At 71.6% G+C, this 24,914-nt stretch carries 26 protein-coding genes; 10 read left to right on the top strand and 16 right to left on the bottom strand.

All coding sequences use genetic code 11. From position 1 onward, the window contains the following. Positions 1 to 383 precede the first annotated feature (383 nt). Positions 384 to 923, bottom strand: coding sequence for a GNAT family N-acetyltransferase (locus AB0J80_RS36995; protein ID WP_364714331.1), 540 nt, complete (start codon positions 921 to 923; stop codon positions 384 to 386). Positions 924 to 1,033: 110 nt separating this feature from the next. Here AB0J80_RS36995 and AB0J80_RS37000 point away from each other — a divergent pair, with 110 nt between their 5' ends. The 4 genes from AB0J80_RS37000 (at position 1,034) to AB0J80_RS37015 (ending at position 3,982) form a co-directional block, all read left to right on the top strand. Continuing rightward, positions 1,034 to 1,309, top strand: a complete 276-nt coding sequence (locus tag AB0J80_RS37000; RefSeq protein ID WP_364714333.1) for a hypothetical protein — start codon at positions 1,034 to 1,036, stop codon at positions 1,307 to 1,309. A 97-nt stretch (positions 1,310 to 1,406) separates the two neighbouring features. After that, complete coding sequence (locus AB0J80_RS37005) at positions 1,407 to 1,733, top strand: TraR/DksA C4-type zinc finger protein (RefSeq protein WP_364714335.1); 327 nt, start codon at positions 1,407 to 1,409, stop codon at positions 1,731 to 1,733. 48 nt (positions 1,734 to 1,781) lie between these two features. Continuing rightward, complete coding sequence (locus AB0J80_RS37010) at positions 1,782 to 3,326, top strand: hypothetical protein (protein WP_364714336.1); 1,545 nt, start codon at positions 1,782 to 1,784, stop codon at positions 3,324 to 3,326. Positions 3,327 to 3,472: 146 nt separating this feature from the next. After that, a complete protein-coding gene (locus AB0J80_RS37015) occupies positions 3,473 to 3,982 on the top strand; it encodes a DUF664 domain-containing protein (protein WP_364714338.1) in 510 nt (169 codons plus the stop codon). An 89-nt stretch (positions 3,983 to 4,071) separates the two neighbouring features. On the opposite strand, the gene AB0J80_RS37020 is transcribed toward AB0J80_RS37015, so the two are convergent. After that, on the bottom strand, positions 4,072 to 5,289 hold the full coding sequence (locus AB0J80_RS37020) for an FAD-dependent monooxygenase (RefSeq protein WP_364714340.1): 1,218 nt from the start codon (positions 5,287 to 5,289) through the stop codon (positions 4,072 to 4,074). A 130-nt stretch (positions 5,290 to 5,419) separates the two neighbouring features. On the opposite strand from AB0J80_RS37020, the gene AB0J80_RS37025 reads away from it, so the two are divergent. Then, a complete protein-coding gene (locus AB0J80_RS37025; protein ID WP_364714341.1) occupies positions 5,420 to 6,019 on the top strand; it encodes a YdeI/OmpD-associated family protein in 600 nt (199 codons plus the stop codon). A 15-nt stretch (positions 6,020 to 6,034) separates the two neighbouring features. After that, the gene (locus AB0J80_RS37030; RefSeq protein ID WP_364714343.1) at positions 6,035 to 6,343 is read left to right on the top strand and encodes an NIPSNAP family protein; all 309 of its coding nucleotides are present in this window, start codon (positions 6,035 to 6,037) and stop codon (positions 6,341 to 6,343) included. A 15-nt stretch (positions 6,344 to 6,358) separates the two neighbouring features. Here AB0J80_RS37030 and AB0J80_RS37035 read toward each other — a convergent pair whose 3' ends face one another. Next, entirely contained in the window at positions 6,359 to 7,183 is an 825-nt protein-coding gene (locus tag AB0J80_RS37035) for a MarR family transcriptional regulator (protein WP_364714344.1), read from the bottom strand. Between the two features lie 88 nt (positions 7,184 to 7,271). Continuing rightward, positions 7,272 to 8,273, bottom strand: coding sequence for a LacI family DNA-binding transcriptional regulator (locus AB0J80_RS37040; RefSeq protein WP_364714345.1), 1,002 nt, complete (start codon positions 8,271 to 8,273; stop codon positions 7,272 to 7,274). A 59-nt stretch (positions 8,274 to 8,332) separates the two neighbouring features. On the opposite strand from AB0J80_RS37040, the gene AB0J80_RS37045 reads away from it, so the two are divergent. Continuing rightward, entirely contained in the window at positions 8,333 to 9,145 is an 813-nt protein-coding gene (locus AB0J80_RS37045) for a phytanoyl-CoA dioxygenase family protein (protein WP_364714347.1), read from the top strand. On the opposite strand, the gene AB0J80_RS37050 is transcribed toward AB0J80_RS37045, so the two are convergent. Beyond that, entirely contained in the window at positions 9,146 to 9,520 is a 375-nt protein-coding gene (locus AB0J80_RS37050; RefSeq protein ID WP_364714349.1) for a VOC family protein, read from the bottom strand. On the opposite strand from AB0J80_RS37050, the gene AB0J80_RS37055 reads away from it, so the two are divergent. After that, positions 9,515 to 10,369, top strand: a complete 855-nt coding sequence (locus AB0J80_RS37055) for an inositol monophosphatase family protein (RefSeq protein ID WP_364714350.1) — start codon at positions 9,515 to 9,517, stop codon at positions 10,367 to 10,369. The genes AB0J80_RS37050 and AB0J80_RS37055 overlap by 6 nt on opposite strands. A gap of 16 nt (positions 10,370 to 10,385) precedes the next feature. Here the strand turns inward: AB0J80_RS37055 and AB0J80_RS37060 are convergent, their stop codons facing one another. Then, positions 10,386 to 12,974 (bottom strand): SpoIIE family protein phosphatase, encoded by a 2,589-nt coding sequence (locus tag AB0J80_RS37060; protein WP_364714352.1) that lies wholly within the window; start codon positions 12,972 to 12,974, stop codon positions 10,386 to 10,388. Positions 12,975 to 13,258: 284 nt separating this feature from the next. On the opposite strand from AB0J80_RS37060, the gene AB0J80_RS37065 reads away from it, so the two are divergent. Further along, entirely contained in the window at positions 13,259 to 13,879 is a 621-nt protein-coding gene (locus AB0J80_RS37065; protein WP_364714354.1) for a phosphoribosyltransferase family protein, read from the top strand. A 10-nt stretch (positions 13,880 to 13,889) separates the two neighbouring features. On the opposite strand, the gene AB0J80_RS37070 is transcribed toward AB0J80_RS37065, so the two are convergent. After that, the gene (locus AB0J80_RS37070; protein ID WP_364714356.1) at positions 13,890 to 14,702 is read right to left on the bottom strand and encodes an inositol monophosphatase family protein; all 813 of its coding nucleotides are present in this window, start codon (positions 14,700 to 14,702) and stop codon (positions 13,890 to 13,892) included. 137 nt (positions 14,703 to 14,839) lie between these two features. Beyond that, positions 14,840 to 15,154 (bottom strand): carboxymuconolactone decarboxylase family protein, encoded by a 315-nt coding sequence (locus AB0J80_RS37075; RefSeq protein ID WP_364714357.1) that lies wholly within the window; start codon positions 15,152 to 15,154, stop codon positions 14,840 to 14,842. A 177-nt stretch (positions 15,155 to 15,331) separates the two neighbouring features. Here AB0J80_RS37075 and AB0J80_RS37080 point away from each other — a divergent pair, with 177 nt between their 5' ends. Further along, positions 15,332 to 15,751 carry an SHOCT domain-containing protein gene (locus AB0J80_RS37080; RefSeq protein ID WP_364714359.1) on the top strand — a complete coding sequence of 140 codons (420 nt, stop codon included), beginning with the start codon at positions 15,332 to 15,334 and terminating at the stop codon, positions 15,749 to 15,751. An 8-nt stretch (positions 15,752 to 15,759) separates the two neighbouring features. Here the strand turns inward: AB0J80_RS37080 and AB0J80_RS37085 are convergent, their stop codons facing one another. The 8 genes from AB0J80_RS37085 to AB0J80_RS37120 all read right to left on the bottom strand — a co-directional run bounded on the left by AB0J80_RS37085 (position 15,760) and on the right by AB0J80_RS37120 (position 24,810). Further along, positions 15,760 to 16,200 (bottom strand): DUF1707 domain-containing protein, encoded by a 441-nt coding sequence (locus tag AB0J80_RS37085; protein WP_364714360.1) that lies wholly within the window; start codon positions 16,198 to 16,200, stop codon positions 15,760 to 15,762. 65 nt (positions 16,201 to 16,265) lie between these two features. Continuing rightward, complete coding sequence (locus AB0J80_RS37090) at positions 16,266 to 16,913, bottom strand: FHA domain-containing protein (RefSeq protein WP_364714362.1); 648 nt, start codon at positions 16,911 to 16,913, stop codon at positions 16,266 to 16,268. After that, positions 16,910 to 18,175, bottom strand: coding sequence for a VWA domain-containing protein (locus AB0J80_RS37095; RefSeq protein WP_364714364.1), 1,266 nt, complete (start codon positions 18,173 to 18,175; stop codon positions 16,910 to 16,912). The genes AB0J80_RS37090 and AB0J80_RS37095 overlap by 4 nt, the downstream gene beginning before the upstream one ends. A gap of 9 nt (positions 18,176 to 18,184) precedes the next feature. Beyond that, positions 18,185 to 19,159 (bottom strand): PP2C family serine/threonine-protein phosphatase, encoded by a 975-nt coding sequence (locus AB0J80_RS37100; protein WP_364714365.1) that lies wholly within the window; start codon positions 19,157 to 19,159, stop codon positions 18,185 to 18,187. Next, the gene (locus AB0J80_RS37105) at positions 19,156 to 21,333 is read right to left on the bottom strand and encodes a tetratricopeptide repeat protein (protein ID WP_364714367.1); all 2,178 of its coding nucleotides are present in this window, start codon (positions 21,331 to 21,333) and stop codon (positions 19,156 to 19,158) included. Before AB0J80_RS37105 ends, AB0J80_RS37100 begins: the two co-directional genes overlap by 4 nt. Continuing rightward, entirely contained in the window at positions 21,330 to 22,520 is a 1,191-nt protein-coding gene (locus AB0J80_RS37110; RefSeq protein WP_364714369.1) for a hypothetical protein, read from the bottom strand. The genes AB0J80_RS37105 and AB0J80_RS37110 overlap by 4 nt, the downstream gene beginning before the upstream one ends. Next, a complete protein-coding gene (locus AB0J80_RS37115; protein WP_364714370.1) occupies positions 22,517 to 23,491 on the bottom strand; it encodes a glutamate ABC transporter substrate-binding protein in 975 nt (324 codons plus the stop codon). Before AB0J80_RS37115 ends, AB0J80_RS37110 begins: the two co-directional genes overlap by 4 nt. After that, on the bottom strand, positions 23,491 to 24,810 hold the full coding sequence (locus AB0J80_RS37120) for a hypothetical protein (RefSeq protein WP_364714372.1): 1,320 nt from the start codon (positions 24,808 to 24,810) through the stop codon (positions 23,491 to 23,493). Before AB0J80_RS37120 ends, AB0J80_RS37115 begins: the two co-directional genes overlap by 1 nt. Between the last annotated feature and the right edge of the window lie 104 nt (positions 24,811 to 24,914).

Below are 24,914 nucleotides of genomic sequence, written 5' to 3' on the forward strand. Positions count from 1 at the left end.
GCCCGATTGACCCCTATCGAGTACGAGACCATCATGACCCCACCGGCCAGTCAGGCCGCGTGACTTGACCTGTCACCTGTCGGTGCAGCAGACCCAGCGGCTCGCCGACACTGTAGGCATTCGTCTGCCGAGGATGCACCCGCACATGCTGCGGCACACCTTTCGTGACCACCATGCTCGACGCCGGCGTTAGCCTCCGCGACGTCCAGATCGCCGCCCGCCACGCTGACCCCGAACCACTATGCGCTACGACCGCGCCCGCAAGAACCTCGACCGCCGCCCCAACTACATCCTCGCCGCCTACACGACATCAGTGAAATAGCCTGCGCGCGCGAAACTGCCGAGGTGAGTGTGTCGCGGGCTGGCTCCAAGCCGCTCCCGCCTTATCCGAAGGGTGGCCGTCTATCGATTTCCATCCATCGCTCTGGGTGTCCGACCGGTGTGAAACCGGCTTTCGCGTAAACCCCGTGCGCGTCAAGCGTTGCCAGGATGATGCGCTTGATGTCATGGCGCTCGGCCCAAGTGACGGCCCAGTCGGCGAGCATCGTGCCAAGCCCGCGACCGCGGTGATCGGGCTCGACGTAGACGTCACAGAGCCAGACGAACGTTGAACGGTCGGAGACGATGCGCGCCACCGCGACCTGCCTCCCGCTGGCGGCGTAGAGGCCGACCGGGAAAGAGTTGGCGAACGAACGCTCGATCACCTCACGTGTGCGACCCTTCGCCCAGTAGGCGTCGGTACTGATCCAGCGCACGACCCTGTCGAGGTCAAGATCTGCGGGGTCCTCGCTCAACCGATAGTCGCTCACTCCTCGATTCTGCCGGTAAGGAACGATTGCCGAGGAAGCCAGTTCTCGGATCGTGGACTCGTCGTCGATGAGTCGAATCGCTGCGCGGATCTGCGATCGCGCGGTACTCGACATCGCTGTACGGTGGCGCCGTCGATGACACGCCGCTGCGGGTTGACCGGGTCGATGTCCGGCAGACCGATGATGAGCTCACGCTGATCCTCGGCGCCGAGGGCGTCCGCGTCATGCTGATCCGGCTGCGCTACGACGGCTGGGTGGACGAGGTCGTCACCAGCGCGGGATCATCTGCACACGGGCCGGACTCGTGGACCCTCATCGACCACGAGTTGTCCCTCGAATTCGGCTCACAAGCGGCCGAGACCCTCGGTCTGCCCCGCGACTGCCGGGTGCAGCTGGACGTGGACGACGACGCGGTCCGGCGGGTCCGAGCCGCGCTCCTGGAGATCCTGCAATGCGCCTGCTTCGTGGTCGACACCACCGAAGGTCGCATCGTCAGCTGACGTCGTCGGCGCAACGACGTTTTCACTCTCATGCCTCGGCCCGTGCGCATCCCCTGCATGTCCTGTCTGTGCTGGCTGAGGCCGTTAGGCTGCGCCTATGGTCCGGGATGAGCTGTTGCGGCTGCGAGCGAGGGCGGAGGCTGAGGCGGCGTCGCTGGCCCAGGATCTGGAGGCGCTGTTCCTGGCATCGCGGGGTTCGAATGCCGACGACGAGCACGACCCGGAGGGCGCCACCATCGGCTTCGAACGCGCCCAGTTGACCGCGCTGCTGGCCGTGGCGCGGGAGCGGCTCGCCGACGTCGACGACGCGTTGCGTCGGGTGGCCGCGGGGACCTACGGCGTCTGCGAACGATGCGGGGAGCCGATCGGCGATGAACGGCTCGCCGCGCGGCCGTTCGCCCGCTTCTGCATGGCATGCGCATAGGGCAGCGCGGCGCCGACGGTCCAATCAGGACGGCCGTAGAATCTCGGAGTGGGCGACGAGCGTGGCGAAGATCGGCAGATTGCGGCATCCGCATCGGGTTGGGCCCGGCTGTTCGTCAGCTACTGCCAGTACGGAGTGTCCGCCGTGCCGGGCGCGTCCGGCGTGAGCATCTACACGCTCGGCGACGACCTGCTGCATCTCGGCGGGCCGAGTCATTTCACCGGTTTCTGCGGCATCCACACCGGCTGGATCCAGGTACGCGTCCGTGTTCTGCCCGAGCCTCCCGCGGAGGCCGACGCCGGCTGGGACGCGATCAGTGAGGCGACCCTCTGGTGTCCCAGCGGCCGGTTGTCGGTCGTCGGCCTGATGGGCGGCACCGCGGAGGCCCTCACCGATGTCGTCGTCCCGCGCGGGCTGATCCGGGTACGGGTGCACGCACGCGACCGTCTGCACGAGACCGTACGCACTGACGACGACCCACCCGAGCGGCACGAGCTGCACATCTGGGCGGTGTCCGAGGAGACGCCATGGCGTACCGTGCTGGCCGACCCCCCCGGCCGCAGCTGGGACCAGAAGCCGGCGAAGGCCGCCGAGTGGGCGATGCTGTCGCTGGTGCCGCGCCCGTCCAGCCGTCCGGCGATCCTGCCGCCGCCGCCATCCGACCCGTATGAGGACGACACTGGGCTGCCCCGAGTGGCGGTGGTGCGCCACCGGCCCGCGCCGGTCGAGGCGCCGGCGGGAGTGCTGCCCGCCGGCGACCTGGAGGTCCGGGTGGAGCGGGTCGACGGCGAGACTCTTAAGTGGTCGTGGGTCACCGCCGACGAGCCGATCTTCCCACATCCGCTCGTCACGTTGCCGGACAGCGAGCCGAGTATCGTCCGGCTGATGTCCGGCCCTGGCGGTTTCACATTGCGGCACGAGGGAGTGCTGGGTCGGCACGCCTTCGCCCTCGGCTTGATCTGGGACCATCTGCTCGACGCCGCCGGGTCGTACCCCTGGATGCAGACGTTGCGGGCGCAGGCTGCCGAGGCGATGGCGCAGGCCGAGAAGACCCGCCGCCTGCGCGCCGAGCAGGAAGCCGAGCAGTGGGGAGGTTCGCCGCCGTCGGATCGTGTCCGCGGGCTGGTCAGCCAGGCGCGGTCCCTGGCCCGCATCGACCGGGCGCTGCTCGACCGGATGGAGGCACTGCCCGCGGTCCGCCAGCGGGAGGCGGCCTGCTGGGCGGCCCGTCGCGCGATGCGTGTAGCCGGGCTGGAGAACATCGGGTGGATCGCCGAAGCGCTCGCCGCCACCGAGGACGACCACCCGCTGCCCTCGTCGTTCACCGAGAAGAGCGGCGCCACCGCGTTCAACCGGCTCCTGTCCGATCCCGAGGTGCCACACACCACCGTCCCCCTCCGTCACGCTTCGAAGGCCTTCGGCACGAGCAGCGGGACCGAGATTCTCCAGCAGGCCGTCGCGTTTCCCGCCCTGCTCGCCTTGGCGAATGACGATCCTCTGGTCGCCGCGATCGACGCCGTCTACAACGCGGCGATCGCCCACGGCGACGACCTCGACCGCTTCCTCGCCGACGCCCATGACGCCCTGACCTGAGCCTGCGACTCGGCACGCGGATTGAAAGGTGGCACCCGAGATGTCGCGCCCGCGACCGGGCAGCGACTACCTCGACCAGGCGCGAGGTCGAAGCGGCACACGGGACGCCAAGGTCGCGAAGGATGCGGAGGTTGGACAATGGCGGGATGACGTTGCCGTTTCCGTCGCCGACAACTCCAGCATCAGGACGCGCCGAGGTTTTCGTGAGGTACCTCGAGTACTTCCGGGAAACCCTCATTTCCAAGGTGTCGGCTCTCCCCGACAACGAATTGCGTCACAGCCGGCTCCCGTCCGGGTGGACTCCGCTCGGGCTGCTCAAGCATCTGCGCTACGTGGAGCTCCGCTGGATCGAGTGGGGATTCGAAGGCGGCGATATCGCCGAACCATGGGGCGACCAGCGCGACGATCGGTGGTACGTCGAGCCCGACGAGACGCGCGACAGCTTGACGGCGTCACTGCGTGCTCAAGGAGCGCATACTGCGTCCGTAGTCGGAAGGAGCGATCTGACGGCGGTCGGAGCTCCGGGGCCGAGATGGGACGGAGCGGCGCCGGCGACGTTGGAACGGGTGCTTTTTCACCTCGTGCAGGAGTACGCCCGTCATCTCGGGCACCTTGACATCGTCGCCGAGCTGGCCGGCGGCCCGGTCGGCGAGTAGCCGCGTCCGTCTGCACGGCGTCCGCCTTCACGAGCGGCCCCGACCTGCGAGCATGCGGGCCCTGGGCCTGGCCGAACCCGAAGCGGCGCCTATGGGGTGGTCGGCGGTGCGGCGGCGCCCCTGGAATCCGGCAGTCCCTCGTAGCCGGGCAGGTCGACGCCGTTGATCGCACGCTCGACCAGCTCCGTGATCGCCGCCATGTCGGGCTCTGGGGCCGGCTCGGCGTCCGCCCCCGAAGCGTTGAGGCTTTGCACGTGCATCCGGCCGATCTCCTGGTTCGCCTCGACGAACGACCGCATCCGCTGCTCGAACGCGGCGAATCCGGCCTGCGGATCCCATCCGGCGGCGGCCAGCTCACCGGCCAGCAGGTAAGCACCGACCAGGGCCAGCCCGGTCCCCTGCCCGGACATCGGCGACGAACTGAAAGCCGCGTCTCCGAACACCCCGACCCGGCCGCTGGACCAGCTGTCCATCACCACTTGGGCGACCTGGTCGAGATAGAAGTCCGGGCTGTCGTCCAGGTGCGCCAGGAGCTGCGGGGTCAACCAGCCCAGGCCCGTCATCCGCTCGCGCAGCAGCCGCTTCTGCGCCGCCACGTCGCGGTAGTCGACGTCGAACGAGGCCGCGGGGAAGGAGAACATGGCCATCGCCCGGGTGGCGTCCGCGATGGGCCGCAGCAGGGCCGAGCGTCCAGACTCCTTGTCCTGGTACTCGATCAGCCAGCGGTCCAGACCGAACTCGTTGGGCACGCTGAAGAATGCGAGGACGAGGCCGAGGTGGCGTACGAACTGCTCGTGCGGCCCGAAGACCATGGCCCGCAGTGCCGAGTGCAGTCCGTCCGCCCCGATCACCAGGTCGAAACGCCGCCGGTCGCCGCCGGCGAAGGTGATGTCGACGCCGTCCGCGTCCTGGGTGAGGTCGGCGATCCGGTCACCGAAGATGTACTCGACGTGGTCTCGGGTGTCGTCGTACAGCACCCGGGACAGGTCTCCTCGCAGGATCTCGATGTCCGCGATGTACCCGTCTCCGCCGTGGTCGTCCGCGCGGAAGGTCTCCAGCACGTTGCCGTCCGCGTCCACCGTGTAGGCGCCCTCGGTTTCGGTGCGCGCCGCACGCACCGCCGCGTCCAGCCCCATCCGCCCGATGGCATCCTTGGCCACCCCGCGCGCGTCCACCGCTTGCCCACCGGGACGCAGCGAAGGAGCCCGCTCGACCACGGTCACCTCGGCTCCCCGCCGATGCAGCCAATGCGCCAACGCGGGCCCCGCGATACTCGCCCCCGTCACCAACACCTTGGTTCCGCTCACTTCGCCCCCAGCCAAGCGTCCGGATCAGTGCCCGGATCGTATCGGCGCACGGTGCACCGGCCGGCCAGTGACCCGCGACTCGAACTGACCATTCCGCGCGAGTGCACGTCGCGTCGTCTAGCCTGCCGTCATGGGGAGCGCCGAGCTGGAGGAGCTGATCGTCGCGGACGCCGAGGCGCTGCGCGAGTGGTTGTCCGCCAACCACACCACGTCGCCCGGCGTGTGGCTGGCCCTGACCAGGAAGGGCGGCACGGTCACCACGTTGACCTGGCAGCAGGCGGTCGATGAGGCGCTGTGTTTCGGTTGGATCGACGGTCAGGCTCGGAAAGGGGATGGGGAGACCTCGTGGATCCGGTTCACTCCTCGTAGATCCCGCAGCGTCTGGTCGCAACGCAACATCGCGAACGTGGCCCGGCTGGAGGATCAGGGGCGGATGCTGGCTGCGGGTCGTGCCGCGGTGGATGCCGCGAAAGCGGACGGGCGGTGGGCGGCGGCTTACGCCCCGTCGTCGGAAGCCGAGGCGCCGGCGGATCTTCTCGCCGCCATCGCCGCCGTTCCGGCCGCCCAGGCCATGTTCGACGTGCTCACCAAGACCAACCGGTTCGCTCTCATCTACCGGCTCAATGCCGTCAAACGGGCGGAGACGCGCGAGCGGAAGATCGGCGAGTTCGTCGCCATGCTGGCCCGGCACGAGACGATCTACCCGCAGAAGGCCAGACCTTCGGACTGAACCTACGCTGGGCAGGTGATCACGTGTGTCGTGCACTACGTCATCGACCCCGGCAAGACAGAGGCGTTCGAACAGTTCGCCCGCGAGTGGATGCGGCTGGTCGCCAAGCACGGCGGCGTTCACCATGGCTACTTTCTCCCGGCCGAGGGTGCCAGCGACCGAGCCGAGGCGTTGTTCAGCTTCGAGAGTCTGGCCGCATACGAGCGCTACCGCTCTCGGTTCGGCACCGATCCTGAGTTCATCGCCGCGGACCGGATCAGGGACGAATCCGGGTGCGTCCTGCGGTACGACCGCACCTTCATGCGACCGCTCCTACCAGGCTGAGCCGAGCGCACCCGCTCAGTCCCCGGCGGCCTTCACCGCGTCAGCGATCGGCTCCAGCCCCGCGATCAGCTCGTCGAGCTCCTCGGCGCTGAGCACCTCGTACGCCGGCGCCGCCAGCTCGTCGGTGAGCGCCTCGATCCGCTCCCTGAGCTCCCGGCCGGCCTCCGTGAAGCCACCGGCGGCGTTCACGATGCCGCGACTCCGCAGCCCGTCGACGACAGCGGCCAGCTGCTTCCTGGGCAGGTGGTGGACCCGGCCGAACTCCTCCGCCCTCATCCCCAGCGAGAGGGCGAGCAGAACGTGCGCCTCGGTGCCACCGATGCCGTGGGCGACGAGGGCGGCGTTGTGACCGTCGCCGCGATGCTCGCGCAACAGCGTCGCCGCGTGCCAGACCCTGGCCACGGGCTCCTCGGGCACCTGGAGCGCCCGCAGGCCGGCGTACAGCACGCGGCCCTCGGTCGGTGCGCTGAGCGCTGCGCGGGTGGCGAGGTCGGCGACCCGTACCAGGGCGGGGGAGTCGGCGAGCTGTCCGATCATCTGCCGCAGGGCGGCGGCGCTGCCCCGTTCCCGTACGGCGATCGCCTCCTGCGGGGTGATCTTGCCCCAGACCCACGGGATGTGGCGTGCCACCTCGCCGTCGGCGAAGTTGTAGAACACCGCGTGGACCACCTCGGCCGGTGCCGGTCCCAGCGGCGCGGCCCGGCCCGCGAAGTATCCGTCCCAGTAGTTGCGCATGCCCACGGCCAGGAACGCTTCGTTCGGGACCTCGGAGAACGTGACGGTGCCGATCGGCTCGACGAGCTCGAACATGCGGTGGACCTTGGCCTGCGAGTGCGGCATCGCTCGGCACCTCCTGTAGTCGATGGCGGCCCTGGTGGGAAGCCCTTCCACCTAACTACGAACGGCGGCACCCGGATCCGACACGGCCTCAGGAACTGTCGCGGACCGTCAGCGCATGGGGGACCACGATGCGGCGTGCCGGGGCGGTGCGGTCGCCGGAGATCCTGTCGGCCAGACAGGTCAGGGCCTCCCGGGCGATCGCCTCCTTGTCCGGTGTGATCGTCGTCAGCGCCGGTGTCGCGTACCGGCCGTCCTCGACGTCGTCGAAGCCGGCCACCGCGAGGTCTTCCGGGATCCGCAGCCCGGCGCGCAGCGCGGTCTGCATGGCGCCGAGGGCGAGTTGGTCGCTGAAGCAGAAGATCGCGTCGACGGGCGGACCCGTGTCGAGCAGCCGCCGCACAGCCTCGGCGCCGTCGGCGCGGTGCAGCCGCTGCACCGCGATCTCCAGGGCGGGGTCCGCGGGCAGCCCCGCCTCGGCCAGCGCCTGCCGGTAGCCCTCGACCCGCCGGGCCGCCGTGCCGTTCTCCAGGTGCGGCTGGAGGCCGATGGCGGCGATGCGGGTCCGGCCCCGGTCGATGAGGTGGCGGGTCGCGTCGCGCGCCGCGGCGACGCTGTCGACGGCGACGTGGTCGAGGAGGCCGTCGGCGTCCTGCTCGCCGAGCAGGACCAGCGGTACGGCATCCGGCCGCCGCCTCAGCTCGGCGGGGGACAGCGCCCACGGGCTGAGGACCAGTCCGTCGACGACCTGGCCGCGGACGCCGCCGAGCAGGCCGCGTTCGTGGTCGGCGTCGCCGCCGGTCTGCTGGACGAGCAGCATCCAGGAGCGGCGCTCGGCCTCCTCCACGAGCAGGCCGGCGAGCTCCCCGAAGTACGGCGAGGCGATCTCGGGGATGGCCAGGGCCACCAGCCCCGAACGGCCGCCGCGCAGGTGCCGGGCGGCGGCGTTGGGCCGGTACTGCAGCTCGTCGATGGCGGCCTGGACCCGGGCCCGGGTCTCCGGCGCGACCAGGGCGAAGCCGCTGACCACGTTCGACACGGTACGCACGGACACGCCGGCCCGCTCGGCCACCTGTCGCAGGCTCGCGCTCATGGTGAAAACCTTACCTGTGTCTATTGCAACGTGGCATGCAACGTTGCAACCATGGCGCCATGATTGATCCGGGAGCAGCGGCCAAGGCGGCGATCTACGAGGACGGCATCACGGCGTGCCGCGGCGCGTTCAGCGTCGAATGGGCCGACATGATGCGTGAGGACATCGAGAAGGCGTTCGCCGAGGCGATCGCCCGCCCCGGCGGTGCCGTCGGCCGAGGACCGCGTCGCTACTACGTCGAGATTCATCCCGAGCAGCTGCGGGGCTTCGTCGACCTCGTGACCCACCCCTGGGTGACGGCGGTCTGCGAGGCGGTGCTCGGACCGGAGTACGAGATCGTCGAGCTCGGTTTCGACATCCCGTTCGCCGGTGCGGTCAACCAGCCGTGGCACCGCGACTTCCCCATGCCGGAGATCACCCGTACCACCGGCGTGCTCGACTCGCTCGCCTTCAACCTCACCGCGGTCGACACCGAGGAGGACATGGGGCCGTTCGAGATCGCCCCGGGCACCCAGTTCGACGACGAGCCCGAGTTCGGCCACGGCATGTTCCCGCCCAAGCCGTTCTACCCCCGCTACGAGCAGCGCGCCGTCCGCAAGTACCCGAAGCGCGGCGACATCTCGGCGCGCTCGGCGCTGACCATCCACCGCGGGACCCGCAACGAGTCGCAGAAGTCGCGGCCCGTGCTGGTCCTCGGCGTCGACGCCCCCGGCGGCATCAACGGCGAGCGGCACGACACGGCGGTCACCCGCGGCTACTGGGAGAGCCTGTCCCAGCAAGTGCGCGACCACCTGCACTGCCCGGTCGTGGACGTGCTGACCCCCATCACGCAGAAGCACACCATCGAGGGCCTGGTCATGGGCGAGGCCTGATCATTCGAAGGTACGGGCCTGAGCATCGAACAGCGCCCGCTCGCTGTGCACGGGCACGACGCACAGGAGATGCCCGCCGGGTGCGCGCAGGATGCGACAGCCCTGCCACCGGTTGACCTCGACGGCGCCCAGGCCGATCAGGCGCGCGGTCTCGGCGTCCACGTCATCGGTCTCGATGTCCACGTGATAGCGCGGCGCATCGTCGACCCGCTGCACCCCGGCGACGAGCGTCGGCAGCGCATCCCGGAGCATGATGAACTGCTCCTCGTGCGGCTCGGGCGTCGCCGGCACGCCGAGCGCCGCGGACCAGAACGCGGCGGCCCGGTCGGCGTCCGGGGTGTCGATGAACAGGCCGTAGAGGCGGCTGCGATGCATGCAGCCGACTGTAACGACGGCGTGCCGCACGGTGCCGGCACCGCGCCCGAGGCAGGATTGACGGCGATGCTGAGTGATCTTGATCTGGCCCGCGGGGCCGCCCTCGCGGGATCCGCCGTCGCGCTGAAGCATTTCGCCGCCCTGGCGGACCTGCCCCGCGAGGTGAAACCGGACGGCAGCGTGGTCACCGAGGCCGACCGCGAGACCGAGGCCGCCATCCGGGACCTGCTGACCCGCGAACGCCCCGCCGACGCTCTGCTCGGCGAAGAGGGCGGCGCGGCCGGCGAGGGCCGCCGCCGCTGGATCGTCGACCCGATCGACGGCACCGCCCAGTTCGTCGCCGGCGACGACCGGTGGCTGGTCCTGGTCGCCCTCGAGGAGGACGGCGATATCGTCGCCGCGGCGGCCGCGGAGCCCGCGCAGGGCACGCTCTGGTGGGCGAGTCGCGGCGGTGGCGCCTTCCGCTCCACCCTCGACGGTACGGCGGAAGAACGCGTCACCGTGGCCACGGACCGCCCGGACGTCCTCGACGGCGCCCGCCTCGGCGTGGTCCCGGCGCCGCCGAACTACCTGGAATCCGACCGGCTGATCGCCGCACCCCTCGCCGCCCGGGCGACCACGGCCGAATGGGACGTGCACGCACCCCTGCTGGTCGCGTGCGGGGGCCTCGACCTCGCGGTGCAGACCCGCGGGCAGATCTGGGACTTCGCGGCGACCTCGCTGATCGTGACGGAGGCGGGCGGCGCGTACGGCGGGGTGGACGGCATCCGCGGCCCGCGGGCGGGAACGTCGCTGTTCGCCCGCAGCCCGGCCCTGTGGGAGGAAGCCCGCCGCGCCCTCTGGCCGTGACCCCCGCATCCGAGCATCAACGTTCGAGCTCCAGAGCGACGACACAGCGGTCCTCTTCGTAGGAGAAGGTGTGCATGACGCTCTCCACGGTTGCCATGAGGTCTGTTCCGCTGCTGCTACCGGCGGTGAAGCGGTCGAGCACGCCGACCGATGTCGGACAGTGCGGCTCCCCGAGGTCCAGGGCCTGGTCTCCGGTGAAGATAAGCAGACGCGTGCCGGCGGTCAGATCGTGGACGTGGAGCGGATATCGCCCCGTGACGTCACCGCCCAGAGCGGGGCCCTTCGCGCCCGCGAGTGCGACCGTGCGGTCGGGTTCGGCCGGGTTCCACACGAAGGCGTCGAGATGCGCCGCACTGGACCATCGAAGTCGTCCCGAACCGACCGAGAGACTGGCGGCGAACGCGGTGGCGTCGCGGTCCTCGGGGAATCGCGTCAGATAGCGATTCAAGTGGTGCAGCAGTTCGTCCGGTGGGGGGTTGTCCACGGCGTAGGCCCGCGTGGCGATCCGCAGCTGAGCCATGAGCGGTATCGCGGCGAGGCCCGAACCGGCGACATCGCCCACTACGAGCAGCAGTTCGTCCGGGGAGGTGGCTATGAGCTCGTACCAGTCACCACCTACCTCGGAGTGCATTGAGCCGGGCGCGTAGGTGACCGCCAGTGACACGCCGTGGATGGTCGGCAATGTCGCGGGGAGGAGCGCCCGCTGCACTGTTCGTGCGACGCGGTTCTGGGCTTCCGCAGCCTCGCGCTGCCCGGCTGCCCGAGCGAGCGCTGCGCGGCTTTCCTCGGCGAACGCCTCCTCGACCGGTGCGAGCTGTGATGACCCTTCCCGCAGGAGCGTCTCCACTTCCGCCATGCCGATGGGGCCGTACAGCAGTTCCGCGTGGCGGCCCCGGCCGTCCCACTCGCGGGCGGCGCGGCGCAGCCGGGACCGGGCCTTGATGGACGCCTCGTCCTCCGTGACCCACCTCGCGAGCGTCGGCCAGGCGGTGATCAGGGCTTCGTGGGTGAGTTCGACATGGTGCGCGGTGAGGCTGATGACGGCTGCCGAACGCAACTGCTCCATCACCGCGTGGACGTCCTCGGGCGAACCGAGGGAGGTGAGGTGGCCCAACGGGATGGGTCGGCTGGTGTGGGTGGCACGGTCCGGGTCGATGTCGACGCATCCGGTGATCAGCCGACGGGCAAGCACCCGCTCGTCGTCCCGCAGGGCCTCGAGCACCGCGTCGGCCGTCGAACTGATCGCCCCTGCCATGCCGCCGATCGCCCGGTAGTCATCGAACCGCATGGTGCCGTCGCTGCGACGTTTCCACACCTCTCGCAGGGCGTGCGCCATCAAGGGCAGGGATCGGGGCCACCGCACGGCATCGGTGATGATCTGGTCGACCAGAGCCCGCTCGATGTCGCCGCCGACCGCCCGGGCGGGCAGCTCCACCGCGGCCCGGACGTCCGGCGTCCGCATCGGACCGACCACCAGTTGTTGATCTTCGAGCGCGCCCGCCAGCAGGGGATCCGCTACGCAGTACGCCAGAAAGTCGGCGCGGACGGAGACGATCACCACCATGGGGTGGTCGGGAGCTCGTCGCCACAGCAGAGCCGCCACGATCCTCGCCCGGTCCTCGGCGGTGCAGCGCGTGAAGAGCCGCTCGAACTGGTCCGCGACGATCACCAGCCGTTGGTCGAACGGGCGGTCGGCGAGGAGCGACGCGAGCCGGCCGGTCCCGATCGCCTCGGCGACCCGTCGATGCGGCAGTGCCAGGGCATCGGCCAGCCGGTCGGCCAGATCCTCGACCGGCGTGTCGCCGGCGGCCCAGTACAGCAGCTGCCAGCGGCGTTGCGCGTCATACGGGCTGGTCGCCAGGCCTTTCGAGAGCCCGGCGCGCAGCAACGACGACTTGCCACTGCCGGACTCGCCGGTCACCACGCACGTACAGCTGACCAGCAGCCGCGTCCGCAACGTCGCGATGAGGTCGTCGCGGCCGAAGAACAACCCGCTGTCCCCGTCGTGGAAACCGGCCAGCCCGGGATACGGCGCTCGGCAGGTCACGTACTGAACCGGCGGTGGTGCCGTGGCATCCCGGAGCAGTGCCAACTGCGCATCCGACTGCTCGACAAGACGATGCAGGATCCGCCGGGTCTGCCGCGACTCCTGCGTCCACTCCGCCCGCAGGCGTTGCAGACTGCCCTCGAGCTGGGCGGCGACCGTCTGCAGCTGCCCGGGCAGCTGGTCCACCCGACTCAACACCGTGACCAGCGCCTGCCGGCAGTCATCCGCAGCGTCTTCCAGGACGATGTGCACAGCGTCCAGGCCCTCGAGCATCTGCGCCACATCGGCACGAAGCGCTAGCGATCGGTCATCCTCGCGCTGTACCGCAGCGCTCAGCTCATCGGCGATGACGTCGCGGAGGACCGCTTCGGTGAGGTCCCGGCCACCGCCCATGCGCTGCACCGTCGCGTACAGCCAGCTCGTGAGGTAGTTGCCGCCGACGCCCCCGCCCATGCCTGCCAGCGCGGTGACGAGACCTCCGTCGGCGCCGGCCATCACGACCGGAGCGACCGCCGCCGCTGCCATCGCTGCGAGCGTGGCGACCGGAGTGGTGCGCACCAGCCACCGACCGCTCGAACGCGCGACACTGCGCAGCCCCGCCCGCATCCGACCCCGTCACGTCCACCGCATCACCCCCCCGGCACCAGGCGACGGGATCACCGTACTGCGGCAGACCGCCTGACGAGAATCGGAGGGACCGAAATGGGAACGCGTCGGAATGGGTGGTGCGAGCGGGCGATCATCCGCGATTCGGCACCCTCGACAATGGCGAGGGCCGTGGTGTCCACTGCGTATGATGCTGGCAGGTTTCTCACCCGGCAGTGCCGCGAGAGAGGGTTGCCATGGATCCGGCGAACTTCACCGGGGGTGTTCTCTCCAGCCTGGTGGCCACGGCGATCGTGGCCGGCTGCGCCCGGTACTTCTCGTGGGGGCGTAAGGTGCCGTTCCGGCAGGTCGTCCGCGACATCGAGGCGCTGGCCTGCAAGATCAAGGCTGACGCGTCGTTCCGGCCGGACGCGGTTGTCGCGGTGAGCCGCAGCGGCGCGGTCGTGGGTGGGGTGCTGGCCGGGCTGCTTGACGGGCTTGCCATCGGCGCGCCGATCGTGTTGCCGATCGAGGTGGACCGTCGGCGGGGATTGCGGCACACGACCGTCAACTGTGGTCCGGCCGATTTTTCGCCGTTCTCCAAGGTCATTCTGGTGGGCTGCATCAATGACACCGGCGAGGCGCTGAGGACCGCTCAAGAATGGCTCGCCGAGCATGCCCCCACGGTGCAGGTGAAGACCGCGGCGGTGTATTCCCGGCCCGGCGCGCTCGTACGGCCCGACCACATCGGACGGGAGACGGGCAGGAACGGCCGGTACGACACCGAGAAGCTGCTCGTCCGGATGCCGTGGATGATCGACGGCTGGCGTCACGACCTTCCCGCCGAACGGGGGCAGGCGAGTCTCGCCCGGCGGTGACGTGTGCCGGCTACCCGCCGACGGCCGCGGCGAGCAGGGCGGCAAGCCGTGGCCCGGCAGCGATGGTGACCGGTGTGCCGGAACTCAGCCGGGTCACCGCCACCGTCCCGCCGGCCAGCTCGACCAGCCCGTGCCCGGCGGCCGTGTCCCAAGCCGGGATGTCCACCGAGACGTACGCGTCGAGCCGGCCGGTAACCACTTCCAGCAGCGCGCACGCGGCCGAGCCGACCCGTCGTTCCGTAGCGACGAGCGGCGTCAGCACCTCCCGCAGGCGCATGGCCTCCGCGTGGCGGCCGGGGTCGTGCGGGCGGCTCAACGAGACCGTCGCCGCGCTGAGCCGGTCCGGGTCGTTGATCGTCGGGCGCAGGTTGCCCCGCAGCTCGCCGTTCGCCGAGCTGGCCAGCCAGCACAGATCCGCCGGCCGGTAGACGACCGCCGCGACCGGCCGGCCCTGCCGGTGCGCCGCGATGCTCACGGCGTAGTCCGGTCGGCCCGCCACGAGGTTGGCGGTGCCGTCGAGCGGATCGACGTACCAGCGCACGCCGCTGGTTCCGCAGCTCACCCCGGACTCCTCGGCGATGATCTCGTCGTCCGGGCGGGCGGTCCGGATCACCGAGGTGATCGCCTCCTCCGCGGCGAGGTCGGCGTTCGTGACGAAGTCCTCGACGCCGCCCTTGTCCGCGACCGCCAGCCGGTCGTCGCCGGTGGCGCCTCCAGCGACCAGGGCGCGGATCGCCGTCACGCCGGCGACCGCCGCTTCCAGCGCCAGCGCGTGCAGCTCACCGTCGTCGGCTCCGCCCTCCGAACCGGACGAAGAACTCATCCCGGTACGGTACCGCGCGGGCAGGTGCCGACCTCAGCGGCGACCCCGCCGGCGACGCAGGGTGAGGATCCCGGCGATGACCAGGAGAACCGGAAGGACGAGTCCCCACAACAGCCAGCCACCCATGAGCGTTTGCTTCAGCCGGCCGAGGCGTCGGTGATCGCGATGGCCACGCCCAGCGCCTCGGTGATGGCGCCGGCGGCCCGCAGGACGCGGGGCGCTCCGACGATCGGGGCGATGGTGACGAGGACGTCCTGGACCTCCTCGAGCTTGACGCCCGACTCGACCGCCGGGCCGACGTGCAGCAGGTAGGAGGCCGGAGGGGCGTTCACCGCGGCCAGCGCGGCTATCCGCACCAGCAGCATTGTCGCGGGGTCGAGCTCGGTTCGGGACAGCGAGACCGCGTTGATGTCGGTCAGCGCCTCGAGGACGGGTGCTTCTCCAGTCGCCATCGGCGTTTCCTTTCAGCGGGAATCGAGGACTTCCAGCCTGGACCGGGGCGGCGACAGCCTCCTCATCCACGGCGGATGACTCGGGCGCACGAAGTACCACCTGGCGGATGAGGCCGGGACGAGAGCCGAGTGATGCACTCGCCGAAGACTGATCGTTTCCGGGGAAGGACAAGTCACGTGTTCGACGACAACGGCTCGTTTCTGCTGGCCATGGTGGAGTTCTTCATCTTCTTCACCTGGCTGATGTGCATGTTCTGGGTCTTCGGGGACGTCTTCCGGAGCAGGGACCTCGGCGGGGTGGCCAAGACCCTTTGGGTCGTGTTCCTGATCTTCCTGCCGATCCTCGGCATGCTGATCTACCTGATCGTCCGCGGTCGGGGCATGGCCGAGCGCGCGCAGGCCGCTCAGGTGGAGGCGCAGCGGAGGCAGGATGCGTACATCAGGTCGGTGGCGGCGCCCAACGGCGGCGGGGGCGGTGTCGCCGACGAGATCGCGTCGGCGAAGGCGCTTCTCGACTCCGGGGCCATAACCGCGAGCGAGTACGAGAAGCTCAAGGCCGCCGCCCTGGCGAAGAGCGGCGTGGCGCCCGTGGCGTAACGGCTTCCTCAGGTGCGGGCGGCGAAGATCAGGGCGGCCACCGCGCCCAGGGAGAGGACGACGCTGAGGATGCCCAGGACGCGGCCGATCAGCGCCGGGCCGACCCCGTGCGCGCCGCGGCCCCGGGTGCTCAGCACGATCGCGACGACCCCCAGGACTCCGCCGATCAGGCAGAACGACAGGGGTACGGAGAACAGGCCGAGGAGCAGCGCGCCCCGCCCGGCGTTGCGGTCCGGGGGCGTGGGCGGCGCCGCGTTGCGGGGGTCCCACTGGAGGCGGGGTGGCAGGTCCTGCACCTGGGCCAGCAGGTCCGAGGCGTACGTGGCCGTGCTGACGGCCACGATGCGGGCGTCGTAGGCGGGTTCGGGCAGGTGGCCTTCGGTGAGCGCCTGGTTCAGCAGGTCGATCACCTGAGTGCGGTGCACCGTACCGATGCGCTCGTCCTTCATCGCGGCCCGACCGTATCGCGTGGCCGGGCCGTCGCGGGCGGATATGGACAGCGCTCGACGTGGGGTCAGGACGGGGCGTGCACGGTGATGGTGGTCCAGGCGCCGACGTGAACGCGGTCGCCGTCGGCGAGGGTACGGGTCTGGCCCGCGGTCAGCGGCTTCGGTTCGTCGTTGAGGTAGGTGCCGTTGGTCGAGCCGAGGTCGGAGAGCAGCCACACCCCGTCCACGCTCAGCGTCAGCAGGGCGTGGCTGTGCGAGACGCCCGGGTCGTCGTCGGCCAGGTCGATCTCCGGGTCGGTGCCCTTGGAGGTGCTGCGCCGCCCGATGCGGATCTGGGGCGGGGGCAGCGCCACCGTGCGGGTGTGGGTCTCGGCCGGGAAGTCGACGCCCTCGATGGCGTTGGCCTCGAAGTACTCGCGGTCCGCCGCGATCGTCGCCGTCCACGCGGCGGCCGGTGCGGCGGCCGGGACGGTGGCGGGCGCGGCGAGGACGGGGATCTTGCCCGTGTTGTGGTCGAAGCCGCAGTCCTCGCAGAAGCGACCGGTGCCGGCCCGGGGCGCCCCACAATGCGGGCAGGATTCCCCCGCCACAGCAGGGGTCGCCGGTGCCGCAGCAGGGGCGACGGGTGCGGCGCCGGTGATGCGGGCGCCGCACGTGTCGCAGAAGTCGTCCGTCGTGGACGCGTGGCCCTTGGGGCAGGCGTACGTCGTCACTGCGCCCGTCCCACCCGGACCGTCTTCGTGGAGCGGGTGTCCAGCGCCATCTCGTCGGCCGCGTCGACCTTGCGGCGCAGGCGGACCGTGCCGGTCGCGGCGTCCTCGATCTCGACGACCGTCGCGAGGAGCTCCTCCGTGGCCTTGTTGCCGCTCTCGTGGGCGAGCTGGGCGGCGCGGCCGAACTTGAGGGTGGCCGTACGGTCGTCGCCGGACTTGCGGGCCTCGATGCCGGCCTGGATCGCATCGGCCAGCTCGGCCTGGCCGGTGTAGTGCGCGACCTGGCGGTTGATCCGGGCGGACAGCACGGTGTCGTCCGTCCACACGGCACGGACCAGGCACTGGGCGTGCACGTCGTCACCCTCCACGACGGACACCCGGGCTGCGAGCATCTCGTCGCCCGCGGCGCCCGCGGTCACGTCGACACAGATGTGGTAGTCGCGGCTCTCCGAACCCCAGCTGCCCAGCGGGTAGCGGCCGGCCCGGGGACCGTCCTCCGTACGCTTGCCGGTCAGGTCCACCATCTGCGGCTCGACCTGCTTGACGAAGCGGATCGTCGAGTTGACCGGGGTCCAGACCTTGAGCTGGACGTCGGCGCTGGTCTTGCCCATCGCGGCGGTCATCATCTGCTCGAACGCGGCGGCGAGGTCCTGGGGGCGGGCCACGATGTCCACCGTGCCGAGCATCGCCGTGGCGATCTTACGCAGCTCGGAGACCTGCCAGTTGGTGCCGACGCCGCGGCAGTCGCAGGTGAACGAGCCGCCGATCTCCTGCAGCACGCTCTCCAGGTAGCCCTTGTACTCGCCGTTCTCGCCGTCGGTGAGCAGGATGGCGTGGGTGATGTCGCCGGGGCGCTGGGCGAACAGCTGGTGGGCCAGCTTCAGCCAGGCGCCCATCGCCGTACCCCCGTTGGCCTGCAGCCGGTCGATGGCGCTGACCGCCTGGGCCCGGGTCTCCGGGGTGGCGACCGCCAGCTGGCCGGGGGCCGGGAAGAGCTGCTGCGCGGTGCTGACGCCGGCGATGATGGCGAAGCGGACGCCGTCGTCGATGCAGTTCACGGCGGCCTTCGCGGCCTGCCGGGCGGCGACCATGCGGCCCTCCGCCTGCATCGAGCCGGAGCAGTCCACGATGATGATCTCGGTCGCCCCGGCCGTGCGCCGCCCGCCCTCCGCGCCGGACGACGTCACGGTGACGATCGCGTTGACCTCGGTCGCGCCCAGGGCGAGGAACTCGTTCTGGAACGCCTCGGCGGTGTATGCCATGGGCTCTCCCTAGTTGATCGGTACGAGTACGACGGTGATGTTGTCGGCGCCGCCCTGCTCGTTGGCGAAGGCGGTCAGTGAACGGGCCGCGGTGAGCAGGTCCGGTGCTTCCTGGACGGCCCGTCGCACGGTGTCGGCGAACGCGGCCGGCTCGGTCAGGTAGTTCCAGAGGCCGTCGCTGCACAGCACGAGCAGCCCCGGGCGCTCGGGTCGCAGCGTCGCCGTGCGCGGCTGCACCGGGCCCGCGTCGGCGCCGAGCCAGGCGGTGATGGCGTGCGCCTTGGGGTCGTTCCAGGCCGCCTGCGGGTCGGCGCCGAACGCGATCGCGTGCGTCGCCCACGAGTCGTCCTCGGTGAGCTGCTCGGCGTCGCCGTCGCGGGGGATCCAGTACGCGCGGCTGTCGCCGACCCACCCGTACGCGATCTCCGGTCCCCGGACGCAGGCGGCGACGATCGTGCAGGCGGGGTTCGACGCCGCCCGGCGGGGATCACCGGTGCCGGCCAGCTCCGCGACCGCCTCGGCGGCCGCGGTGATCGCGGCGGCCACCTGTGCGGCCAGACCGACAGCCTTCAGTTCGTTGGCACTGGCCAGCACCTTGCCGGCGGCTTCCGCGGCGGTCTCCGACGCGACGTCGGGATCGAACGAGGCGGAGACGCCGTCGCAGACCACGGCGTCCACGTCGGAGCCGCGGGCGGCCAGCCACATCGCGTCCTCGTTGCGGTGGTGGCGCAGCCCGCGGTCGGTCACCGCCGCGGCCACGTCACCGGCGTCGGCCTCGGCGTGGTCGCGGGGCCGGGCGGCGAGGATGCCGCAGTTGCCGCAGTAGCCGTCCTCGCCCACCGCCCCGGCCGTGCCGCAGGACGGGCAGTCCGCGCCGGTCGCGGGCTCGGTGCCGGTGGCCAGCGGCTTGCCGCAGTTCTCGCAGAAGGCGGCGCCGGCGGCCCGCTCGTCGGCGCACGAGGCGCAGTCCTCGGTCACGGTCATGTGCGGGTCCTCGGTCGGGAAGCGTTGGCCAGGTCCACGAGGCGGATCTTCTCCTCGCCGTGCGCGGCGCGGGCCATCTCGCGGTACGCCCCCTCGAGCGCGAACCGCAGGTCCCGCTCGGGTGCGACACCGTCGCCCGGCGTACCGAGCACCGCGGCGGGGACCGGCGTGCCGGCGCGCAGGGCGGCGAGCGCCTGCTCGAGCAGTTCGGCGCGCAGCGCGGCGAGCTGGGCCGCCTCCATCTCGAGGCGCTCGATGAGCGCGGCCGCGGCGGCGAGGGCGGTGACCGCCGCCGGTGCCGACGGGTGCGGGCGGACCAGCGCGCGGACCGCCCCGACCTGCGAGCTGCGGTACGCCGCCGACGTCCCCGGCACCCGGTTGTACGCCTCGACGGCCCCGTCCCGGTCGCCGGCGGCGAGCCGGCACCGGGCCAGCCCCGCCGCCGCGGTGGTGTACGCCGGGTCGGTGCGGCTGACCACGTCGTAGTAGCGGGCCGCCTCGGCGTGCTGCCCGGCCAGCTCCAGGCTCAGGCCCAGCGCGAGCTTCGGCGCCAGCTCGCCCGGCAGCGCCGAGAACACGGCGTCGAACTGCTCCCGGGCGCGGACCAGGTCGCCGGACGCCAGCGCCAGCACGCCGTCGTACCAGGCGATCCGCCAGTCGCCGCCGAAGCTCGCCGCCATGGCGTCGCGCAGCCGCGCCGCCTCGTCGAACGCGTCCGGCCCGGAGTCGATGTACGCCCGCATCGCCCGCAGCTGCACCTCGATCGTGTGCTCCGGCGCCTTGCCGAGCAGGGCCAGCACCTCGCGCGGGTCGGTGACCGTGACCGAGGCGAGGAACGCGGCGGCCGGGTCGGTCAGGTCGATCATCGGCGCGGGCAGGAAGCGCCAGTTCGGGTCGTCGCCGCGGGCGTCGGTCCGCATCTCGCCGGTGAACAGCCGCGACGTGGCCGGGTGGGGCTCCCCGCCGGCGGCCAGCACCTCGCGCAGCACCCCGAGCATCTGCTCGGTCATCTCGCCCGCGTCGACGAAGCGCTCGGCCGGATCGGTGCGGGTGGCGCGCAGCAGCAGGCGGTAGAACGACTCGTGCTCGCGGTAGACGTCGAACTCGCCGCGGTCGGGCAGGCTGTCCTTGAACGTCGTCTGGTAGCCGCGGAAGTCGGTGGTCAGCACGGCGAGGGTGCGGCCGATGGTGTAGAGGTCGCTCTGGATCGACGGCCCGGCGTGAGCCATCTCCGGTGCCTGGTAGCCGACCGTGCCGTAGAGCGCGGCGTCGTGGTCGTCGATGTGGACCACGCCGCCGAGGTCGATGAGCTTGACCTGGTCGCCGGTCTGGATGACGTTGTCCGGCTTGAAGTCGCAGAAGATCAGGCCCCGGTCGTGCAGGTAGCCGAAGGCCGGCATGATCTCGAGGACGTACGCCAGCGCCTGGTCGACCGGGAGCGGGTCCGGGGCGCCCTTGGCGGCGAGGCGGTCCTTGAGGATGCCCTTGAGCGACTCGCCGCCGACGTACTCCATGACGATGTAACCGGCGCCGTCGTGCTCGACGAAGTTGTAGATCTTGACGATGTTCGGGTGTTCGACCTCGGCCAGGAAGCGCCGCTCGGCGACGGCCGCCGCGAGGGCGTCCTCGTCGCCGGAGTTGAGCAGGCCCTTGAGCACCACCCAGCGGTCCGAGACGTTCTTGTCGATCGCCAGGTAGATCCAGCCGAGGCCGCCGTGCGCGAGGGCGCCGACCACCTCGTACTGGCCGCCGACGAGGTCGCCCTTGCCCAGCTTCGGCGTGAAGTTGAAGGGCTCGCCGCAGGACGGGCAGAAGCCGGAGGTACGCCCGGGACGGTCGCCGCGGGCGCGCCCGACCGGGTTGGCGCACTTGCCGCAGTACCGCTTGTCCTCGGGCACCTCGGCCACGGCCATGACCGCCGTGGCCGGGTCGCGGGCCGGCAGCGGTGCCACGTCGACGAGGCCGCCCCCGAAACGCCGCCGCCGGCTGCCGGTACGCGCGCTGCCGGTGCGCGCCGAGCCACTGGTGCGAGTGGACAGTGCTGCCGTGCGTACCGATGGCGCAGTGGCCGTGCGCGGACGCGGCGCCGCAGCGTCGGTCTTGAGCGGGGCCAGGCCGCAGGTGTCGCAGTAACCGTCCTGAACGGTGCCCGGGCAGTCGCGCTGGCACTTCATCGTTCGGCCTCCCTCGAGGTCGTCCGTGCGGAGACCGCGTCCTGATACGCCGCCAGCGCGGCACGCGCCGCGTCGAGGTCGCACGGCGCGGTGTAGAGCGTGTCGCGCGCCTTCTCGGCGAGCGGGGCGAGCGCAGGATCCTCGGCGAGCCCGCGGCTGCCGGCCTTGGCCCTGTACGCGTCGAAGCGCCCGCGCAGCTCGTTGCGCGTGGCCAGCATCGCCGAGTTGCGGGCGGTGGCCGACTCCAGCGCGGCGAGCCGCTCCCGGGCCGCGCGCGTCCAGGCGGCCAGCCGCGGGCTGATGAGCGCCCACTGCCCGGCCGCCGCGAGGGCGTCGATCGCCGCCAGGTCGGGACGCAGGTCCGGCCCGGTCACCGTGGCGATGGCGGTGTCGTCGAACCGCCCGGCCACGGCCTCCTCGGCAGCCGCGGCGCTGCCAGCGGCGGCGGTGAGCCGGGTCGCGAGCGTGTGCGCGTCGGCGAGCCGCTGCTCCAGGGCTTCCCTCAGCTCGGCCGCGGACGTGCGCTCGGCGTCGGCGCGGTCGATGAGCGCGCGGACGGTGTCCAGCGCCCGCTCGTCGCAGCCCAGGGGGTCGCCCGCCATGGTCGCGGTGAAGTCGCCGAGGCGCCGGTCGGCCTCGTCGAGCGTGGCCGAGCGGGTCAGGGTACGCAGGTGGGCGATCCGAGCGGCGGCGTCCGCGGCGGCCGGCATCAGCCGCTGCCAGACGTCGCCGGCCCGGGTCGCCACGTCGACCGCCGTGCGGAACGCGGCCTCCATCGCCGACAGCAGCTCGGCGGGGGAGCAGGTGGTGGTCACCTTGCCGGCGCCGAGCAGGCCCCGCTGGGCGAGCGGCACGGTGGCCGTGGACAGCGTGATCGAGCGCCCGAGCACCTGGTCGATGTACGCCGACCGGTCGGTGTCGGTGAACCGGCGCTGCCCGCGCGCCGCCCGCGCCGAGGTGATCAGCGCGGTCAGCATCCCGTAGCCGTCCCAGAGCTGGGTCAGCGCGGTCGTCGCGTCCGCCCACGCGGCGGCCGTCGCCCCGGTCAGCGGGCCCTTGTCCAGGTCCTTCCGAGCGCTGTTGTCGTCGAGGTCGACGAGGTTGGCGGCCACGGCCGCTGCGGCGGCCTCCAGCCGGGAGAGCTCGGCGTCGGCTCGGGCCAGCAACTCGGGGAACGAAGCGGTCATCTGTCGGCCCGGTACTGCGCCGCGGGCGGATCCGGCGCCGGGCCGAGGTCGTGCAGCCACTCGTCGTACGTACGCTTCCACGTGCCGTTCTTGCGGTTCTTCTCGAGGACCGCGTTGACGAACTCGGTGAACTCGGGGTGCTTCTTCGAGATCGCCATGCCGTACGGCTCGGCGGACAGGGGCGGGCCGACGACCTTGACGAACGGGTCCTGCGCGGCCAGCCCGGCGAGGATGGCGTCGTCGGTGGTGATGGCGTCGACCTCGTTCTGCTGGAAGGCGACGAGACAGTCGCCGAAGGTGGGACGCCCCACGGGGATCGGCTTGCTGGGGGCGGCGACGATGCCGTCGTACGACGTGGAGCCGACGGCCGCGCAGACCTTCTTGCCGCCGAGGTCGTCCATGCCGCGGAACTCGGAGTTCGCGGAGACGAGCACCTTCTTGGCGGCGTCGTAGTAGATGGTGGAGAAGTCGATGTCCTTCCACCGGGCGCAGTTGGCGGTCAGGGTGTTCGCCACCAGATCGACCCGCTCGGCCGGCTTCTCCTTGTCGACGGCCGCGACACGCTGGTTGTACGGGACCACCTTGATCTGGATCTTGCTGGCATCGCCGAAGATGGCCTCGGCGATCTGCTTACCCATGTCGACGTCGAAGCCCTCGATCTGCCCGGTGAACGGGTTGCGCGAGCTGAACAGCAGCAGGTCCTGGCCGGTGCCGAGGACGAGCCGGCCACGGTCCTGGATGGTGCGCATGTAGGTGCCCGCCGGCATGGCGCCCGGCTTCGGCAGGGCCTTCTTCGGACGCAGGCTCGCGCGCGGGTTGCAGGAGGTGTCCGGCGTCTTCCCCGGCCCGGCGGCCGCGGGGCCGGCCGCGGACGGGCCGGCCTGCGGGGACGGCGAGGACGAGTCGCCGGAGCAGCCGGCGACGGCGAGCACGAGGAGGACGGCGGCAACGGCCGCGGCACGGGTGCGCATCAGCGGTACTCCTCGAGGCGGGCGCGGATGCCGGCGGTGGCCAGGACGCAGAGCACCAGCGCGAGCAGCGGGCCGAGCACGGTGAGCGAGCCCAGGCCGCGACCGGCGACGTCGATCTCGTCGGTGAACAGCGCTTTGCGGTTCTCCAGCCCCTGGCCGAGGCCGTCGGTGAGGGAGGTGAAGGCGTTCGTCGTCGCCGGGCCGATGGCCAGCTTGACCGCGTCGTCGTAGCTGCCGCCGTTGTCGAGCTCGCGCACCTTGTCGTGGGCGATGCCGTAGTCCCCGTGCCCTCGGGTCGCGGCGTCGACGGCGTCGGCCACGGCGGAGTCCGGCTCGCGGTCGAGCGTGCCGAGCAGGCCGGTCAGCTTCCGGCTGGTCTCGTCGAAGTCCTTCTCCTGCTCTCCCTCGCCGGCGCGGGCCGCGAGCGTCAGGGCCTCGTCGCCGCGTTCGCGCAGCGCGAGGATCCGCGCTTCGGCGAGCTTGGCGACCGGCTCGGAGCCGTCCGCGTCGGCGCTCGCCAGGTGGGAGCGCTGCCCGGCGAGGATCACGGCGGTGGTCAGGGTCAGCAGCAACGTCACCCCGGTCGCGGCCACCAGCGGGATGTTGAAGGTACGGCGGGTGGTGCGGCTCAGGTGGCGCTGGGCGTACACCAGGGTGGCGAGCAGGGCGAGCAGCAGGATCACGAGCAGCGCCGTCCACCAGGAGCTGCGGGCGTCGGAGTAGCCGGCGTCGACCTCCCGCTGCGCGCTGCGGAACAGCGCCTGGGCCTGCGGCTGCAGCGACTCGCGGCTCAGCCGGGAGGCGGTGGCCAGGTACGACGCGCCGACCGGCAGTCCCTGACGGTTGTTCGCGCGGGCGCTGGCGACCAGGCCTGCGTACCGGGGGATGTCGGCGGAGAGCTTGCCGATCGCCTCGGCCGCGGGGCCGTCGGCGGGCGTACGCCGGGCCGCGGAGGTCAGCGCGGTGGTGGCCCGGTCCAGGTCGGCCTCGTAGCGGCGGGTCAGCTCGGCCGGCTCGAGCCCGCCGGCCAGGAAGGCCTGCGCGGCGGTGGTGTCGGCGTCGGCGAGCGCGGAGTAGATCGTCTCCGCCTCCACGAGCAGAGGTTGCGCGCGCTCGCCGAGGTCGTCGGTGCCGGCCCGCGCCGAGGCGGCGGTCACCCCGGCGACCAGGCCGGTCAGCAGGCCCAGGGCGAGCAGCAGGGCGAGGACGAGTTGCAGGCGGCCCGGAGAGGTGCGGCGCAGGCGCCCCACCCGGTGCAGGACCCCGCCCGGCGCCGGAGCCACGGTGGGCGCCGCCCGGTCGAGCTGGGCTGTGCTCAAGCTTCCTCCGTCGATGCCGTGCGTGGTGAAGCGCTCACCTTCGCCACTGTGCCGCACCCGCGCAACGATCTTCGCAGGATCGGCGACCGGCAGAGTGTACGCAG

Origin of the sequence: Actinoplanes sp. NPDC049548 (genome assembly GCF_040676695.1) — a bacterium.
Lineage (GTDB): Bacteria > Actinomycetota > Actinomycetes > Mycobacteriales > Micromonosporaceae > Actinoplanes.